The sequence below is a fragment of the Mesorhizobium sp. B2-8-3 genome (assembly GCF_006440815.1).
Taxonomy (GTDB): domain Bacteria; phylum Pseudomonadota; class Alphaproteobacteria; order Rhizobiales; family Rhizobiaceae; genus Mesorhizobium.
Genome location: NZ_VFTW01000020.1, coordinates 63,940 through 80,028, shown reverse-complemented (window position 1 = coordinate 80,028; position 16,089 = coordinate 63,940). Strand labels below are relative to the sequence as shown.

General features: G+C 62.6%; 15 protein-coding genes. 9 read left to right on the top strand and 6 right to left on the bottom strand.

What is annotated here, in order from left to right:
• The 3 genes from FJ418_RS24065 to FJ418_RS24055 form a co-directional block, all read right to left on the bottom strand.
• Complete coding sequence (locus FJ418_RS24065) at nucleotides 1-1,506, bottom strand: sugar ABC transporter ATP-binding protein (RefSeq protein ID WP_140869869.1); 1,506 nt, start codon at nucleotides 1,504-1,506, stop codon at nucleotides 1-3.
• Nucleotides 1,507-1,513: 7 nt separating this feature from the next.
• Nucleotides 1,514-2,479, bottom strand: a complete 966-nt coding sequence (locus FJ418_RS24060) for an ABC transporter permease (protein ID WP_140653956.1) — start codon at nucleotides 2,477-2,479, stop codon at nucleotides 1,514-1,516.
• A gap of 73 nt (nucleotides 2,480-2,552) precedes the next feature.
• A complete protein-coding gene (locus FJ418_RS24055; RefSeq protein WP_140869865.1) occupies nucleotides 2,553-3,665 on the bottom strand; it encodes a sugar ABC transporter substrate-binding protein in 1,113 nt (370 codons plus the stop codon).
• 240 nt (nucleotides 3,666-3,905) lie between these two features.
• On the opposite strand from FJ418_RS24055, the gene FJ418_RS24050 reads away from it, so the two are divergent.
• Nucleotides 3,906-4,565 carry a TetR/AcrR family transcriptional regulator gene (locus FJ418_RS24050; protein ID WP_246683193.1) on the top strand — a complete coding sequence of 220 codons (660 nt, stop codon included), beginning with the start codon at nucleotides 3,906-3,908 and terminating at the stop codon, nucleotides 4,563-4,565.
• A gap of 115 nt (nucleotides 4,566-4,680) precedes the next feature.
• On the opposite strand, the gene otnC is transcribed toward FJ418_RS24050, so the two are convergent.
• Genes otnC through nanR form a run of 3 tightly spaced genes read right to left on the bottom strand, consistent with a single transcriptional unit; the run spans nucleotide 4,681 to nucleotide 7,288 of the window.
• Nucleotides 4,681-5,319, bottom strand: coding sequence for a 3-oxo-tetronate 4-phosphate decarboxylase (gene otnC / locus FJ418_RS24045; protein ID WP_140782674.1), 639 nt, complete (start codon nucleotides 5,317-5,319; stop codon nucleotides 4,681-4,683).
• Entirely contained in the window at nucleotides 5,316-6,569 is a 1,254-nt protein-coding gene (gene otnK, locus FJ418_RS24040; RefSeq protein WP_140869860.1) for a 3-oxo-tetronate kinase, read from the bottom strand. The genes otnC and otnK overlap by 4 nt, the downstream gene beginning before the upstream one ends.
• A 5-nt stretch (nucleotides 6,570-6,574) precedes the next feature.
• Nucleotides 6,575-7,288, bottom strand: coding sequence for a transcriptional regulator NanR (gene nanR / locus FJ418_RS24035; protein ID WP_140653964.1), 714 nt, complete (start codon nucleotides 7,286-7,288; stop codon nucleotides 6,575-6,577).
• A 183-nt stretch (nucleotides 7,289-7,471) separates the two neighbouring features.
• Here nanR and FJ418_RS24030 point away from each other — a divergent pair, with 183 nt between their 5' ends.
• The 8 genes from FJ418_RS24030 (at nucleotide 7,472) to FJ418_RS23995 (ending at nucleotide 16,085) form a co-directional block, all read left to right on the top strand.
• A complete protein-coding gene (locus FJ418_RS24030; RefSeq protein ID WP_140869857.1) occupies nucleotides 7,472-8,407 on the top strand; it encodes a 2-dehydropantoate 2-reductase in 936 nt (311 codons plus the stop codon).
• A gap of 37 nt (nucleotides 8,408-8,444) precedes the next feature.
• Nucleotides 8,445-9,971, top strand: a complete 1,527-nt coding sequence (locus FJ418_RS24025) for a sugar ABC transporter ATP-binding protein (RefSeq protein WP_140869853.1) — start codon at nucleotides 8,445-8,447, stop codon at nucleotides 9,969-9,971.
• Nucleotides 9,968-10,987: an ABC transporter permease gene (locus FJ418_RS24020; protein WP_140869850.1), complete on the top strand. Its 1,020-nt coding sequence runs from the start codon at nucleotides 9,968-9,970 to the stop codon at nucleotides 10,985-10,987. The genes FJ418_RS24025 and FJ418_RS24020 overlap by 4 nt, the downstream gene beginning before the upstream one ends.
• Nucleotides 10,988-11,070: 83 nt before the next feature.
• Nucleotides 11,071-12,090 carry a substrate-binding domain-containing protein gene (locus FJ418_RS24015; protein ID WP_140709047.1) on the top strand — a complete coding sequence of 340 codons (1,020 nt, stop codon included), beginning with the start codon at nucleotides 11,071-11,073 and terminating at the stop codon, nucleotides 12,088-12,090.
• A gap of 96 nt (nucleotides 12,091-12,186) precedes the next feature.
• The gene (locus FJ418_RS24010; protein ID WP_140869847.1) at nucleotides 12,187-13,395 is read left to right on the top strand and encodes a cytochrome P450; all 1,209 of its coding nucleotides are present in this window, start codon (nucleotides 12,187-12,189) and stop codon (nucleotides 13,393-13,395) included.
• Between the two features lie 4 nt (nucleotides 13,396-13,399).
• Nucleotides 13,400-14,215: an MBL fold metallo-hydrolase gene (locus FJ418_RS24005; RefSeq protein ID WP_140856039.1), complete on the top strand. Its 816-nt coding sequence runs from the start codon at nucleotides 13,400-13,402 to the stop codon at nucleotides 14,213-14,215.
• Entirely contained in the window at nucleotides 14,212-15,234 is a 1,023-nt protein-coding gene (locus FJ418_RS24000; RefSeq protein ID WP_246683190.1) for a zinc-binding alcohol dehydrogenase family protein, read from the top strand. The genes FJ418_RS24005 and FJ418_RS24000 overlap by 4 nt, the downstream gene beginning before the upstream one ends.
• Complete coding sequence (locus FJ418_RS23995; RefSeq protein WP_140869842.1) at nucleotides 15,231-16,085, top strand: fumarylacetoacetate hydrolase family protein; 855 nt, start codon at nucleotides 15,231-15,233, stop codon at nucleotides 16,083-16,085. Before FJ418_RS24000 ends, FJ418_RS23995 begins: the two co-directional genes overlap by 4 nt.
• Nucleotides 16,086-16,089 lie beyond the last annotated feature (4 nt).

Genomic DNA, 16,089 nt, shown 5'->3' with positions numbered 1-16,089 from the left:
TCAGATCATGTAGTGCAGAAGGTCGTAGAGCGTCGGCTTGGAGCCGGGAACGCAGTCGAAGCGCTTCTGGATCTCACCGTCCTTTATGACGACGATGGTGTGGGAAAGGCCGATCGCCTCCTCGAGCGTGTCGGCGACGAGGATGACGCCGACCCCATCGTCGCACATCTCCCTGATCATATCGTACACATCCTCTTTGGCGCCGATATCCAGGCCTCGGGTCGGATGGTCGAGAAGCATGATATCGGAGCCGCCCGACCGCCATTTGGCGAGCACGACCTTCTGCTGGTTGCCTCCGGAGAGGTTGCCGCAATCGGCGTATTCTGAACTTGCCTTGATGGAGAGCTTGCTGATCCACGTCCTGGCAAGGGCACGCTCGTCGGCCACGTCGAGCCAACCCATCCGAGCGTAGCGCGGCATTTGCGAGAGCGTCATATTCTCGTAGACATTCATGCCGGCTACGATCCCTTCGACCTTGCGCTCGCGCGGTACATAGCCAACGCCTCGTTCCACCGCGCCGCGAGCCGTCAGCCCGGGGATGATCTCGCCTTTGACCTTCAGAGTGCCCTTGATGGGCGCGCGCATGCCGTAAATGGTTCGAAGGATCGCTTCGCGGCCGGAGCCCTCGGTGCCGACCAGGCACAGCACCTCGCCGGCATGCAGCGTCAGCGAGATGTCGCGGACCCGTCCGGGCAGGCTGACATCCGACAGCTCGACCAGAGGCTTCGTTGCGTCGTAGGGCTTTTGCCGCTGCTCACGATAATATTCCTTGTCGACGTGGCGGCCGACCATCTTGTGCTGAATCGCCTCCGGCGTCGCCGCGCCGCGCGAGACGACATCGACCACCTGACCGTCCTTCATCACGTAGATGCGGTCCGAGAGCTCCATCACCTCGTCCATGCGATGGGACACGAAGATGAATGAAGCGCGCGCCGTCAGCTCCCGCACGAGCTTGAACAACAGCTTTACCTCTTCCTCCGCCAGCACCGAGGTCGGCTCGTCGAGCAGGACGACCAGGTGACCCTGCATCCGTTCCTCCAGGGTCAGCACCTTGGCCAGTTCCACAAGCTGGCGCTGCGCGAAGGAAAGACTTGAGGTGACCGCGCGAGGGTCGATATCGAGCTTGACCTTGGCGAGCTGCTTCTTGGCGGCTTTGGCCATTGCCTTCCAGTTGACGACGCCCAAGCGCGAAAACTGGTCCTCATAGCCCAGGAAGATGTTCTCCATCACCGACAGGTTGGTGACCAGCGATTGCTCCTGGAACACCATGCCGATGCCCCTTTCCATCGCATCGCGGGGGCCGCTGAACCGCACAGGCTTGCCATCGATGAGGATTTCGCCGCCATCGGGCTGATAGGCGCCGTAAATCACCTTCATGAGCGTGGATTTGCCGGCGCCATTTTCGCCAACCAGCCCGACGATCTCACCGCGACTGATGGAGAAGTCGACGGATTTCAGCGCCCTGACACCGGGAAACTTCTTTTCGACGGCTCTCAATTCGTACATGGCGCCCTCACTTGACGAACGCGACCGAGCGCCGGTCCGTCGACAGGATGACCGCGATGATGACGAGCAGTCCTAGAACGGCGGCCTGCAGGAAGTCGGGCAGGCCGATGACCACCATGCCGTTGTTGATCACCGCGACAATAAGGACGCCGACGAGCGTGTTCCACACTCCACCTACGCCGCCCCACAGCGCCACGCCGCCAACCACGACCGAAGTGATGGACATGAACATGAAATTGGATCCGGTGACCGACTCGGCCTGGCCGAGCTTCGCCACCTGCAGGATCGCGGCTATCGCGTAGAAGAAGCCGGCAAGCGAAAAACCCGCCATCCTCACCTGCCGCACCCGCACGCCCGAGGCGTGAGCGAGTTCCTCGCCGCCGCCGACCGCGTAGAAATAGCGTCCAAGGCGGGTATGGGCCTGGATGAACCAGGCAAGAACGAGGCACAGGCCCGCGACATAAACCATCAGCGGGAAACCGAGAATGCGCCAGGTCAGCAGGGCGCGGAACGTCGGATCGTTGAATTTGACGATGTCGCCACCAGTCAGCAGGATCGCGGCGCCCGTGCCGACGAATCCAAGCGCGAGGCTCGCCATGAAGGATGGTATTTTCAGCTTGACGTGAATGAGGCCGTTGACCAGGCCGACCGCGGCCCCGACGGCAAGAATGACCGGGATTGCGATCCAGCCGCCCGACGCGAGCGTTCCGCCGAGCGCCAGCATCAGGAAGCAGAACAGGACCGCCGTCAGGGAAACGACACCCTCCATGGAGAGGTCGATGGAACCCATCACGATGATGAAGGTCACGCCGACCGCCACCATGAGCGCGGGCGTAGCCGCGATCGCGATGCGCGCGAAGTTGCGCTGCGACAGGAACGAAGGGTTTATCGCCGTGAACAGCACTATGAGCGCGAGAAGCACCAGCAAAGGTGCCCAGCGGATCGCGTTCTCCCGCGTAAGGATGCGTGGCAACTTCGGCCTCCCGTCCAGACGTGTCGTTGTGGAGGGGGCGGCCCTGAAAAAGGCCGCCCGATCGAGCTTCGTATTACTTGTACTTGATCTGCCCGTTGCCCGGACCCCAGAAGTCCTTCCAGTTGTAGGACGGAACGGTATCGAGATATTTGGCCTTGAAGTCCGCGGCATCCTTGTTGGAGATCAGGATCGTCGGGCCGTAGAATTCGCGGTGCTCCTTCGGCTCTTCGGAGGGTTTGAAGGCGCCGGTCGCTGCATAGTAAGCGAGCGCCGCCGTGATGCCGCCGCCCCAGTGCGGATTGGTGAAGACGGTTGCCAGGAGCTTGCCGTCCATGACGAGCTTCACCGCCTCCGGATTTCCGTCATAGGCCACTATCGGCATACCCTCGATGCCTTCGGCGCGTAGGGCCTCGATCACGCCATACGCGATATTGTCATTTGCGCAGTGAACGCCGGTGATCTTGTCGCCGAAACGGGTCAGGAAAGACGCCATCAACTCCGTACCCTTGGTCGTGTCCCAATCGGCGGGCTGGGCATCGAGAAGCTCGATGTTGGGAAAATCTTTCAACGCGTTCTTCAAGCCATTGAGGCGTTCGATGGCCGGATTGTTGGCGGCAATGCCGCCCAGATGCACGACGCCACCCTTGCCTCCCATGGCCTCGAACAGGATACGCGCCGTCTGCTCGGCCGGCTTCTCGTCCGACCAAGTCATATGCGAGACGTAATTGTCGCCGATGTCCCAAGGATGCAGGTCGTCGGTCTTGTTCCAGATAGTGGAAATGTAGGCGCCGGCATCCCGCACCGCCTCGACCACGGGACGTGCGTTCGGGCTGTCGTTGGCGTCGCAGGCGATTGCGCATTTGCCGTTGGTTTTGGCAAGAAACGCCTTGATGTCGGCCAGCGATTTTTCGGAGGAGCCCTCGTTGATCAGCGAGACGAGGGAATCCTTCGGTTTGCTGAGCGATTCCACGAAAGCCTCTCCACCCGACACGATCGAGTTCCAGTAAGCCGAGGCGCGGTCGCGGTAGGACCAGGCGATCGCCGGGTCAGTGAGAGCCGCCTGAGCGCCGCCGCCGCCCAAGCCGAATGGCACGGCCATGGCTCCCATGCCGGCAGCCGTGGCGAGCAGGAAATTGCGCCGGTTGATGGTCTCGCGCTCGATGAAATCCTTGATGAAAGTCGACATGCTACCTCCCATTTGGCAACCACCCGCAGGCGCGGGCACCTATTGAGCAACGTCGAGAGTCTGGCCGTCCAAACCGCTCCCCTGGTCGCTTAATGCACCATCTAGTTACTTCCTTAACGGGCGAGAGTCAAGCGCCGGCGCAATGCGCGGCCTGTTGACTTCTCGAACAATTGAAATGACTTTCAGCGTATGATCGATCGTCGCCTACACGCTGGAACTGGAATCAAGGGAGCGACCAAAGTGGACGCAACGTCCGACAAATCAGGCAATGTCGCCAAGAAGAAGCGGCTTCGGGATGCCGAGGCGACCAAGCTTCGCATCCTGGAAGCGGCAAAGAGCGATTTCGCCAAGAACGGACTCGGCGGCGCCCGCGTCGATGTCATTGCGGCAAAGGCCAATGCCAACAAGCGCATGATCTATCATTATTTCGGCAGCAAGGACGGTCTCTTTCAGACGGTTGTGGAAAACGCCTATATGGACATCCGCACAGCCGAGCAGAAACTTCATCTCGACGACCTCGAACCCAAGGATGCCCTTGAACGCCTCGTGCGGTTTACATGGCAATATTATCTGAAGAATCCTGAGTTTATCACCTTGGTCAACAGCGAGAACCTTCACCGCGCAAAGCATGTGAAGAAGTCCGAGCTGATCAAGACCGCCAGCCGCAAGTTCGTCGCCATGGTGTCAAGCATCCTCGAGAGGGGCGTGAGCAGCGGGGATTTTCGTGCGGGGATCGATCCCGTGCAGCTGAATATTACGATCGCCGCCATCGGATATTATTATCTGACGAACCGCTTCACGGGCTCAATTATTTTCGAGCGCGACCTGATGGACAAGGGCGCCCTAGATCAGCGCTTGGAGTTTAATATCGATACCATTATGCGGCTTGTGCGCGCGTGACACTGCCTGTGGACGCTGACGGCGTCGAGATGTTCCGCCCTCCAGCTTGACGATGAAAGAGGCGGCATGAGGCTGATCGGGCCAGTGCGTGCGACGGCTAAGCGCAGTCGGGCATTCACGATTTTCGGCGTTGATTGAGTTCGGCAACCAGATCGTCGGATAAGCGACGCACGGACATGTTTCTTGTCAGCAGAACCAGCTTTGCGGTCTCCTCAAGCTCTTCGGCCGCGAAAACCGCATCGCGAAAACTGCGGCCCGAGACAACCGGGCCGTGATTGGCCAAAAGAACTGCGGCATGGCCGGGCGCGCGTGCTCGTATCAAGGCACCGGTGTCTGCCGATCCAGGATGTGTGTAGGGTATGAGAGGCACACGCCCCACCCGCATCACGACATAGGGGGTTATGGGCGGGATCGTATCCTCGGGATCGGTGTCCTCGAGGCAAGATAGCGCTGTGGCATAGGTCGAGTGCAGGTGCACGACGCCGGCGGCCTGTGATCGCGACTCATAGAATGCCATATGCAGCGGAATTTCCTTGGTCGGCGCGTCCCCCGAAACGGCGACGCCATTCCAATCGAGTTTTGTGAGCTTGGAAGCTTCAAGATATCCCAGGCAGGAATTGGTCGGCGTCACAAGAAAACCGTCGGAGAGCCTCGCCGACAGATTGCCTGAGGAACCGGCGGTATAGCCGCGCTTGAAGAGCGACCGGCCCCAGCGGCAGATTTCGTCGCGAAGCTGCTGTTCTTCCAGTGTCATCGGCTGCTGCCTTTCAGCATGTTCAGGGCGCGTTGAAAGAAATCATCGGCGCCGAAATTGCCCGACTTCAACGCCAGCGCGAGACGCGGCGGCCCGTCGAGAACCAGCACGGGCACGCCGATGTCGATCTCGGAGCCGATGCGCATCGGTCCTTGCCCCAGCGCTGAGGCAACCGCGCCGGACGTCTCCCCGCCAGCCACGATCATGCGGCGAAAGCCGGCTGCCGCCGCTTGCGTGGCCAGCGAGGCGAAAAAATACTCGAACCGGCCAGCAAGCTCCGAGCCGCCATATCGAGCCTGCGCCGCCGACACAACCGCCGGATCCGCGGAGGAGAAGACCAGCGGGGCAACGTCCTTGTGCTTTTCGATGAAAGCAAACGCCTGCTTTGCGACCGCGTCGCCGTCGTTGCTCAAAGCCTCGGCGCTCAGTTCCATAGAAGGATGCGTTTGCCGGTAGAGCGAAACCTGGCGTCGTGTCGCCGCCGAGCAACTGCCGGACAGAACCAGCGCCGGACCATGCGCGCCCTGGAAGCCTTTGGAGGCGCGGCTGGCGCGAATGCCGAAATTTCCCGGTAGCGCGAGAGCGATGCCTGATCCACCAGTGACCAGCTTGTGACCGGCGGCGGCGCGGCCGAGCTTGACAAGGTCGTCGTTGAGGATCGTGTCGGCGACAATCAGCCGCTCGCCGGCGGCTTCGGCGTCGGTAAGCGCCTTGCCCAGCATCTGTGATCGGACGGCGTGCAACGGAAGATGTCCAACCTTCAGGTTTGTCTGGCGCGCCAGCCAGCGCCGGATATCGGCGTCCGTCATTGGCGTCAGCGGATGGCTTTCCATGCCGGATTCACTAAGCAGCTTGTCCCAGACGAAGAGATGGCCCTGATAGACCGTGCGCCCATTCGCCGGAAAGGCGGGGCAGACGAGTGCCAGCGGCGCCTCCAGTTCATCGAGCAGCGCCGCAGCGACCGGCCCGATATTGCCTTGCGGAGTCGAATCGAATGTCGAGCAGTATTTGAAAACGATCTGCTCGGCGCCATTTGCAACGAGCCAACGGCAAGCGGCGATGGATTGCGCGACCGCCTCGTCGACAGCGATCGAGCGGGTCTTCAGCGAGACGACGGCCGCATCGATGTCCGGTTGTGCCGGATGTGCGGGCGTGCCGATATACTGCAGCGTCCGTGCCCCGGCCTTGGCCAGCGTATTCGCGATATCGCCCGAGCCGGTGAAGTCATCACCGATGACGCCGATCCGCATGGCCGTCAGTCGTGCGTGCGCTGCTGCCAGAAGGTCACGGCAAGCTGCTCCAGATGCGTGCGCATGGCTTGCTCGGCGCGGTCCGGGTCGCGCGCGGCGATCCCTTCATAGATCGCCTTGTGCGCCTCGAAAGCCGTCTTTTCCTGCCCCTTGGCGGCAAGCGTGACGGTGCGCTGTTCCTTTAGCCATTCCGAAATCTGGTCGTGCAGCGCGATGAAGACCGGATTGCGCGCCATCTTCGCCAGTTCGAAATGGAAGGCGATGTCGGTCGAGGTAAACCGCTCGCGATTGCCTATGGCTTTGCGATTGGCTTCGAGCGCAGCCGCCAGCGCCTCAAGGTCCGTGGCCGTCGCGTGGCGGGCTGCCTCGCGCGCTAACCCGACTTCGAAGAACAGGCGAGCGCCCTGGAAGTAGCGATGCCCCTCCTCGGTCGAGAGCATCTGGCGCACCGCCGGGGCCATGCCGGTGAAGATATGCGAGGCGGTCGGCATCAGTACCTTGGCGCGCGCGCCGTTGGTGAGTTCGACGAGCCCGGCTTTCTGCAGCGAGATCAGGGCCTCGCGTATTGCCGGCCGGCCGACGCCGAAGCGCATCTGCAGGTCGCGCTCGGGCGGCAGTTGATCGCCGGGCTTCAGTTTGCCGGACAGGATTTGCGCCTCGAGATGCGAGGCTACGTGCTCGAAGAGCTTCTTGCGTTCTATGACGAGAGGGTCGACCATAGACCTTTCATACCATCATACTTGACAACCATGCAACTGCTTGCAAGGATGACGGCAAGATAAACCAAAACAAGGCCGGGTCGGCGAACGGCTTCGTTCGCCGAAAGCGCGTTTCCGACAGCGATCGGAAGCGATGGCACGGTCTTGCCAAAAACCCCGTGGCGGGTCAGGGAGCGAGAAGACATGCGGATCGCCATTTTGGGCGGCGGCGGCGCGATGGGCGGCATTTTTGGCGGATACCTCGCCCGCGCCGGCAATGACGTCACGCTGATCGATGTGTCGAAGCCTGCCGTGGCGGCAATCAATGACAACGGCCTGACGATCGAGGAGAAGGACGGCACCCAACCGGTCATCCGCGTTCCCGCAAGCACGGAGCCGTCCAAGGTCGGGCCCGTCGACCTCATCATCAATTTCGTTAAATGCTACCACACCGATGCCGCGGTCCGCGCCGCGGCGCCGATGATCTCGGGCGATACGGCGGTGCTCAGCCTGCAAAATGGCTGGGGAAACGCGCCGCGCATCGCCGGCATTGTCGGCGAAGACAAGGTGCTTGTCGGCCTGACCTATCACGGCGGCACGCTGCTTGGTCCCGGCAGGGTGAAGCATCCTGGTGTGGGGATGACCTATATCGGTGAGCTGAGCGGCAAGACGACGCCGCGTCTGGACAAAGTGATCGAAACCTTCCGCGCCGCGCAGATCGAAACCACGAAATCGGAACGCATCCTGGACGAGGTCTGGAAGAAACTCGCCTTGAACGCCTGCACGCTGCCGATCGCCGGCCTGCTGCATTTCATGTCGCACGAACTGGTCGCTTTTGACGCGACCAAGTCGCTGATGGCCGCGATCCTTAGAGAGGTCGTGGCCGTTGCCAATGCGCAAGGCATTTCGCTCGATTACGACGAACGTTGGGCGGCCATCACCGGATTGCTCGAGAAGGCGGTTGGCGGCAAGGCGTCGATGCTGCAGGACGTCGAGGCCAGGCGCCAGACGGAGATCGAGGTGATCAATGGCGCCATCGTCGATGCCGGCAAGCGCATCGGCGTGGCGACGCCGGTCAACGACACGATGGTCTGGATGATCCAGGCCAAACAAGCCCACTATCTTCAGGCAAAGGCATAACGATGCCGGCCTTGTCGTTCAGCGTTTGAGGCTTGAGATGGCGGCGCGCCTCGAAGTCTCGCAGCTCTCGAAATCGTTCCCGGGCGTGAGGGCGCTCGACGACGTATCGATGACGGTCGAGCCCGGCGAAATCCGGGCTCTGCTGGGCGAGAATGGCGCCGGAAAGTCGACGCTCGGCAGGATCGTCGCCGGTGTCTATGCCCGCACCAGCGGCGAGGTGCGCCTCGATGGCGTCGCTCTCGGCGAACTCGATGAGAAAGCGGCCGGCGAGCTCGGCATCGGCATCGTCCATCAGGAAGGCTCGCTGGTGCCGCAGCTCTCGGTCGCGGAGAACATCTTTGCCGGTCGGCAGCCGACGAAATGGCTCGGCCAGGTCGATGTGAGACTGATGCGTGAACGAGCCCACGCTCTCATCGCCCAACTCGGCGTTGCCATCGATCCCGCCATGAAGGTGGCGTTCTTGTCGCCGGCCCAGGCGCAGATCGTCGAGATCGCCAAGGCGCTGTCGCGCGAGTTGAAGCTTTTGATTCTTGACGAGCCGACGGCGGCCCTGACCCTGACCGAAACCGAAAAGCTGTTCGAGATCGTGCGTCAGCTGGCCAGGGACGGCGTTTCGATCATCTATGTATCCCACCGCCTCGCCGAAATCTTCTCGCTCTGCAATTCGGTCACTGTGCTGAAGGATGGGCGGCTGGCGGGCACCCGAAAGGTCGCCGAGACCACGACGGACGAATTGATCCGGCTCATGGTCGGGCGCGAGGTCCATCTCGCGCGCTCGGCTTCGCCACGACAAGTGGGGCCGATCGTTCTTGAGGCCAATGAGATCTCCGCGCCGCCGCTTGTGCGATCGGCTTCGATCACCGTGCGTGCGGGCGAGGTCGTCTGCCTGGCCGGATTGATCGGCTCAGGGCGGAGCGAATTCTGCGAGGCCATCTTCGGTGCGAGGGCCCGCAGGGCCGGTGAAATCCGCATCGCAGGCGCGCCGATCAACCCGCAAGGACCGTGGGACGCCAAGCACGCCGGCATCGGCATGGTGCCGGAAGATCGCAAGACCTCGGGCCTTTTCCTGGGAATGGATCTCGTCAACAACATCGCCGCAACGGTCCTGTCGAAGGTCTCGTCGGGCGCCAATTTCTCCAACAGGAAGGCCGAGGCGCTGGCCGGCAACTTCATCAGCGAGCTGCGCATCTCGACGCCGAGCGTGCACAAGATCGTCGGCGAGCTCTCCGGGGGCAACCAGCAGAAGGTGCTGCTGGCAAAATGGCTAGCCATGGAGCCCCGCCTGCTCATCGTCGACGAGCCGACGCGCGGCGTCGATGTTGGCGCCCGCTCCGAAATCTATCGTCTCCTGCGCGGCCTCGCTGAGCGGGGCGTGGCGCTATTGGTCGTCTCTTCGGATCTGCCCGAGGTGCTCGCGCTCGCGGACCGCATCGTGGTGATGGCCGAAGGCCGAACAGTCGGAGAACTCGCCGGCGAAGGCGCGACCGAAGAGCAGGTTCTGCGGCTGGCGACCCGGTTCACATCGTCCGTGGCGGACGTACGCAAGGAAGCGGTTGGAGCATGAGCTTGGCACAGATTTCCCGCAACGAAGCGCAGGCGTCGGTGGAGCAGCGCGAGGCCTTGCCGCTGCGCATCGTGCGCCGGCTGGCCAATTCGCGCGAGCTGACATTGTTCGTTCTGGTCGTGCTGCTGGCGCTGGCGATGACCATCGTCTATCCGCACAATTTCCCGACCGGACCGAATATGCGGGCCGTGCTTTTGAACCTCGCGCCCGTCGGCATCCTCGTCTGCGGCATGATGCTCCTGATGATTGCGGGCACGTTCGATCTTTCGGTCGGCTCGACGCTGGCGCTGGCCGGCGTATGGGCCGGCGTTGTCGCGGGCTGGTGGGGCTGGCCCGCCGAGGCGGCTCTCCTCATCGGTGTCGTGGTCGGGGCTATGGCTGGGCTGATAAACGGGCTGATCGTCACCCGCATCGGCATCAACGCGCTGATCGCGACGCTCGGCACGCTGACCATCTACCGCAGCCTCACCTATGTGACGGCCGGAACGGGCGTCACCCCGATCTCGGACAGCTTCGCCGAGTATGGCCGCGCCGCCGATCCGATCCTGCGCATCCAGTCGCCGTTCTGGGCAATGCTGGTTCTTGTCCTGATCGGCGGCTGGCTGATCGCCCGCACCCGCTTCTTCCGCCAGTTCTATTTCGTCGGCGGTAATCCTCGTGCGGCGCAATTGTCAGGCATCCGCGTCGACAGGCTGATTCTCATCGGCTTCGTGATCATGGGTGCGCTGGCGGGTATCGCCGGCGTGCTTGGGGCGGCGCGGCTGAACAGCGCGGTCGTCAATGCCGGCGTCGGCATCGAGCTCAAGGTCATCACCGCGACGGTGCTCGGCGGCGCCAGCCTCAAGGGCGGCGAGGGCACGGTTCTGGGCGGCATTCTCGGCGTGCTTTTCATCGCCCTGATCGAGAACGCCATGATCATCAACGCGGTCGGCGTGTTCTGGCAGGGACTGGTCGTTGGTCTCGTCCTGCTGTTCGCCGTCTCGCTCGACCGCTTCAAGACCGCGGGCCGCGCCTGATCGGGCAGCAAGCGGGGGAAATCCGGCCAGAGCCGGGGGAACTGCAAAAACTGGGATCAGAACCCAATCAGGAGGAAACAGGAATGGGCTCTATGCTGAAATCGACATTGATCGCCTTGGGCATGACGGCGCTTGCATCGGCCGTGACGGCACCTGCGCGCGCGCAGGAATCATCGTTTGGCCCCGCCGACGCCAAGGAGACCTACTACTGGATTTCCAACAAGGCCAACCTTCCGCTCTTCGTGCAGTACGACTATGTCGGCATGAAGAAGATCGCCGAGGAACTCGGCGTGAAAGTGGTCGTTGCCGGGCCGACCGATTTTGACCTGCCGGGCTTTATCGCCGCAGTCGACCAGGTCTGCGCGCAGAAGCCAAATGGCGTGTCCGTGGTGGGTGGCTGGGATCCGTCTCTGACGGAATCGGTCAAGAAGTGCCTGGAACAGGGTGTGCCCACCGTCGTCGACGACGGCGATCTGCCGGACTCGGGCCGCTTGGCCTACATCGGCACGAACTGGACACAGGTCGGCGTCGCGCAGGCCAAGAAGATAATGGAGAAACTGCCCAGCGGCGGCAAGCTGGCCATGATGTCGATCATCAATGCCGGCAACATGCGTGAGGCGGTCGCTGGCTTCAAGGCCTATATCGAGGCCAATGGCGGCGGCAAGTACAACATCGTTTCCAACGAAGACGACGGCGGCGACGCGCAGAAGGCCGCGCAGGTGACGGCCGCGATCCTGGCCGCCAATCCGGACATCGCCGGCATCGCCGGCTTCGACTCGGAGTCCGGCGCCGGCATCGTCACCGCATTGCGCGAGGCCGGCAAGAATCCAGGCGACATCAAGGTGACCGCGATGGAGCAGACGCCCGACTTCTTCAAGACAGCCAAGCAAGGCTGGGTCGACGGCATCGTGGTGCAGAACCGCGAGCTTTTCATCTACTACGCCGTCAAGATCCTGCACGACTACAACCACAACGGTCTGAAGTCCGCCGGCCTTGGCGCCGCCGACGGCGGTCGCCCGGTTCCCGATACGCTCGACACCGGCGTGCTGCTCGTCACCAAGGACAATGTCGACAAGGTGACGGCCGCGCTCGGCGTCAAGTAGTCGATCTGCACGAGGGCTGTCGCCCCCTTCCTCCGGCGGTTCACCCCTGCCGCCGGAGGCACCTTTGAAGCGAACCAACCCGATCAAGTCGCGACCATGGCCGCAACAGTGACACCACAGACGATACCGGACGACGTGGACATCCACGATCCTGCGTTCGTCGCCGATCCATTCTCGGCCTTCGACAGGCTGCGGCGCGAATGTCCGGTGGCCCGGTCGAACAGGCACGGGGGTTTTTGGCTGCTGAGCCGCTATGACGACGTGCGGTCGGCGGCAATCAATTGGCGCGACTATACATCCAGCGTTCCCGGCGTGACGGCCATTCCCGTGATCACGCCGCGTACCGAACCCCAGCTGCCGATCGAAGTCGATCCGCCGCGGCACTCGCGCTACCGCGCGCTGGTCAACCCGGTCTTTGCCCCACAACGTGTCGCCGCCATCACGCCGCGCGTCAGGGCGCTGGCCCGGTCCCTCTTCGAAAAGATGGCTGCGAAGGGACAGGCCGAGATCGTTGCCGAATTCTGCGTGCCAGTTGCCGTCGCCTCGCTGGCGGCCTTCACCGACGTGCCGCTGGAAGATTCGGACAGGTGGATCGGCTGGATCACCAGCATGTTCAACATGAGCGACCCTGCAGCCGGCGCGGCTTCGAGCCGTGAACTCAACGCCTATATCGAGAAGCTGATCGCGGCGCGGCGCTCCAAGCCGACCGACGACTTCATCAGCATGCTGATTGCGGCCGAGATCGATGGCGAACGGCTGGACGACAATCAGATACGCTCATTCATGACCGTCGTCTTCGGCGCAGGTTTCGAGACCACGGCGGATGGCCTTTCGGTAATGCTGCACTGGCTCGCCGAACACCCGAAGGCCCTGGAGCGGCTTGCCGAGGAGCCAGCGCTCGTTCCCACCGCGGTGGAGGAGTTCCTGCGCTATTCCTCGCCGATCGAGATTTTCGGCCGCAACGCCTCGCGCGACCTGTGCCTGCACGGTCGCAATATACGCGAGGGCGATATTGTGGCGCTCGGTTTCGGCTCGGCCAACCGAGATCCATCGGTATTCGAAGCGCCGAACGAGCTACGCCTCGATCGCAATCCGAACAAGCATCTCACTTTCGGGGCCGGCCCACATTTGTGCGCCGGTGCGGGTGTAGCGCGCATGGAAATGGCGGTGACACTTGAGACGCTGATCGAAGCCCGCTTGAGCCTTGCGCCTGACACGACGAAAGAGCTTCGCTGGAAGACACGCGGCGATCGGCACGGACTTTCCTGCCTGCCGCTCAAGATCGACACGAGAAAGACGAGTTGAACCGATGACGCTTCGACCCACGACCCGCATCCGCTTCCACGGCGTCGCCGCCTACGAGATTCTGACCGAGAACGGCATGCGCATATTGTGCGATCCCTTTCTCGATCAGAACCCCGGCGCCGCAACCAAATCCACCGAATTCGACCACGTGGATCTGGTGATCGTTAGCCATGCGGCCTTCGATCATCTGGGCGACACCGACAAAATCGCTGCCAAATATGGATGCCCGGTCGTCTGCGGCGGCGAGGTGAAGGCCTGGCTGATGGACCGCGGCATCCCGGCAAACCAGATTCGTGCAACCACCTGGGGCATCCGTGTCAAGGTGGCGGGCATCGAGATACAGCCGCTCGAATGTCACCACTGGTCGCAGATCAGGTTGAAGGACAATTCCTTCATATCAGGCGTGCCGATGGCCTTCATCGTCTATGCCGACGGGCTGCGTTTCTACCACTATGGCGACACAGCCATCTTCTCCGACCTGAAGCTGCAGGGCCAACTCTACAAGCCGAATGTCGGATGCATCGGCATCGCCAATCCGCAGGAGGTCCTGCATCTCAATCCGATGCCTGGCGAAATGCTGACGGGCGAGATGAGCCCCTACGAGGGGGTCCTTGCGACCCAATGGCTCGGGCTCGAGACCGTGCTGCCATGCCACTACATCACCCTCGACGGCGACAAGGATGTCGCCGACTACATGAAGCATCACGGCGCGGCGAGGGCGCGCGGCGAGCCTATCGCCGACCCCTATCTGCTTCGGGCCGGCGACTGGATCGAATTCGACGCCGAAGGCAGGGTGGTGCGCCCCGCAAAGGCGGCATGATGCAGGCCGCCATTTTCGATCAGCCGCGGTCGATCCGCATCGCCGATGTGCCGAAGCCGCTCCCTGGACCGGGCGAGGTGCTGGTGCGCGTCAGGGCAGCGGGCCTGTGCGCCGGCGATCTCTACATCTACACCGGCAAAAATCCTTACGTGATCTACCCGCGCATCGGCTGTCACGAGATCGCCGGCACGGTCGAGGCTTACGGTCAAGGGACCGCCGGTCCGAAGGTCGGGACGCGTGTCGTCGTCGACCCGTTCATAGGCTGCGGCCATTGCTATCCTTGCCGGGTCGGCAAGCGCAATTGCTGCGCCAACCTCGCCATTATCGGTGTGCATCGCGAGGGCGGCTTCGCCGATTTCGTCACCGCGCCCGCGACCAATTTGAACCCTGTGCCGGACGGGCTGACCGATTTCGAGGCGGCATTCGCCGAGCCGGTCGCCATCGGCGTCCAGGGTTGCCGGCGTGGAATGGTCACCGCCGACGACACGGTCCTCGTTCTAGGCGCCGGTCCGATCGGTCTGGCGATCGTCGAGGTCGCGCGGGTGCTCGGCGCCAAAGTCTACGCAACCGACCTTTCGGCGGAGCGGCTGTCCACCGCCGCGGACATGGGTGCAACTCCGATCGCCGGCGGCGCGGGCCTGCTCGAGCGCGTGCTTGAGATCACGAACGGCGAGGGGATGCCGGTCGTCATGGAGGCGACGGGTGCGGCGCCAGCGATGGAACAGACCATCGACCTCGTCGCCGCCGGCGGCCGTATCGTCATCCTCGGCCTCGTCAAGAAAGGGCAGGGCGTCACGTTTCCCGGCCTGGATTTCACCCGCAAGGAAGTCACGATCCTCGGGTCGCGCGCGTCCGTCGATTGCTTTCCCGAGGCGCTCGATCTGCTTGCGTCGGGCAAGATCCACTATCCCAAGATCGCCAGCAGCTTCTCGCTGTCCGCGGCACCCACCGTTTTCAAAACACTCGCTGACAATCCGATGGCCTTGCACAAGGCTGTCTTCGTTTCGGAGGCCGTATGAAATTCGTGACTTTCTCCCATAAGAAGGCGGGGCATCACCACCACGCCGGCGTCCTCGACGGCGAGGAGGTGGTGTGCCTCACCGAAGCCGGGCTAGCGGCGTCGGTGCTCGACATCGTGCAGGGCGGCAAGTCGGCGCTCGACAAAATTCGCGGCGGACTTACCCAGGCGCCGCGCTATGCGCTTGTCGATGTCATGCTCGAAGCCCCCATCCGCCCCGGCAAGGTTCTTTGCTCCGGCATCAACTACAAAGGGCATGCCGAGGAAAATCCTAACGCCAAGATGCCAACCGAGCCGTTCTTCTTCGCAAAGCTGCCGTCATCGGTCGTCGGGCCGGACGTGCCGGTCGAGAAGCCGGTTCGAACCGAACAGATGGACTACGAGGTTGAATTCACCGCCGTGATCGGCAAGCGCCTGCACAAGGCCGCGGAGGCCGATGTGATGCCGGCGGTCTTCGGCTACACGCTGCTCAACGATATCTCCGCCCGCGACGTTCAATTTAAGGACAACCAGATTACCATCGGCAAGAATTTCGCCGGCTTCGCGCCGATCGGCCCCTGCATCGTCACTGCCGATGAACTGACCAGGCCGGATGATGTGGCGCTGAAGACCCGGCTCAACGGCAAGCTGCTGCAGAATGGCAGCACGTCCGACTGGCTCTTCTCGCTGCCGCGGCTGATATCCTTCCTCTCACACTATGTGCCGCTTGAGCCTGGCGATCTCGTCTCTACCGGAACGCCGGCTGGCGTAGGCGCCTTCCAGAAGCCGCAGATCTTCATGAAGGCGGGCGATATCGTCGAGATCGAGGCGACTGGCATCGGCGTGCTCAGAACGCCGATCGTGGCCAGATAGAGGT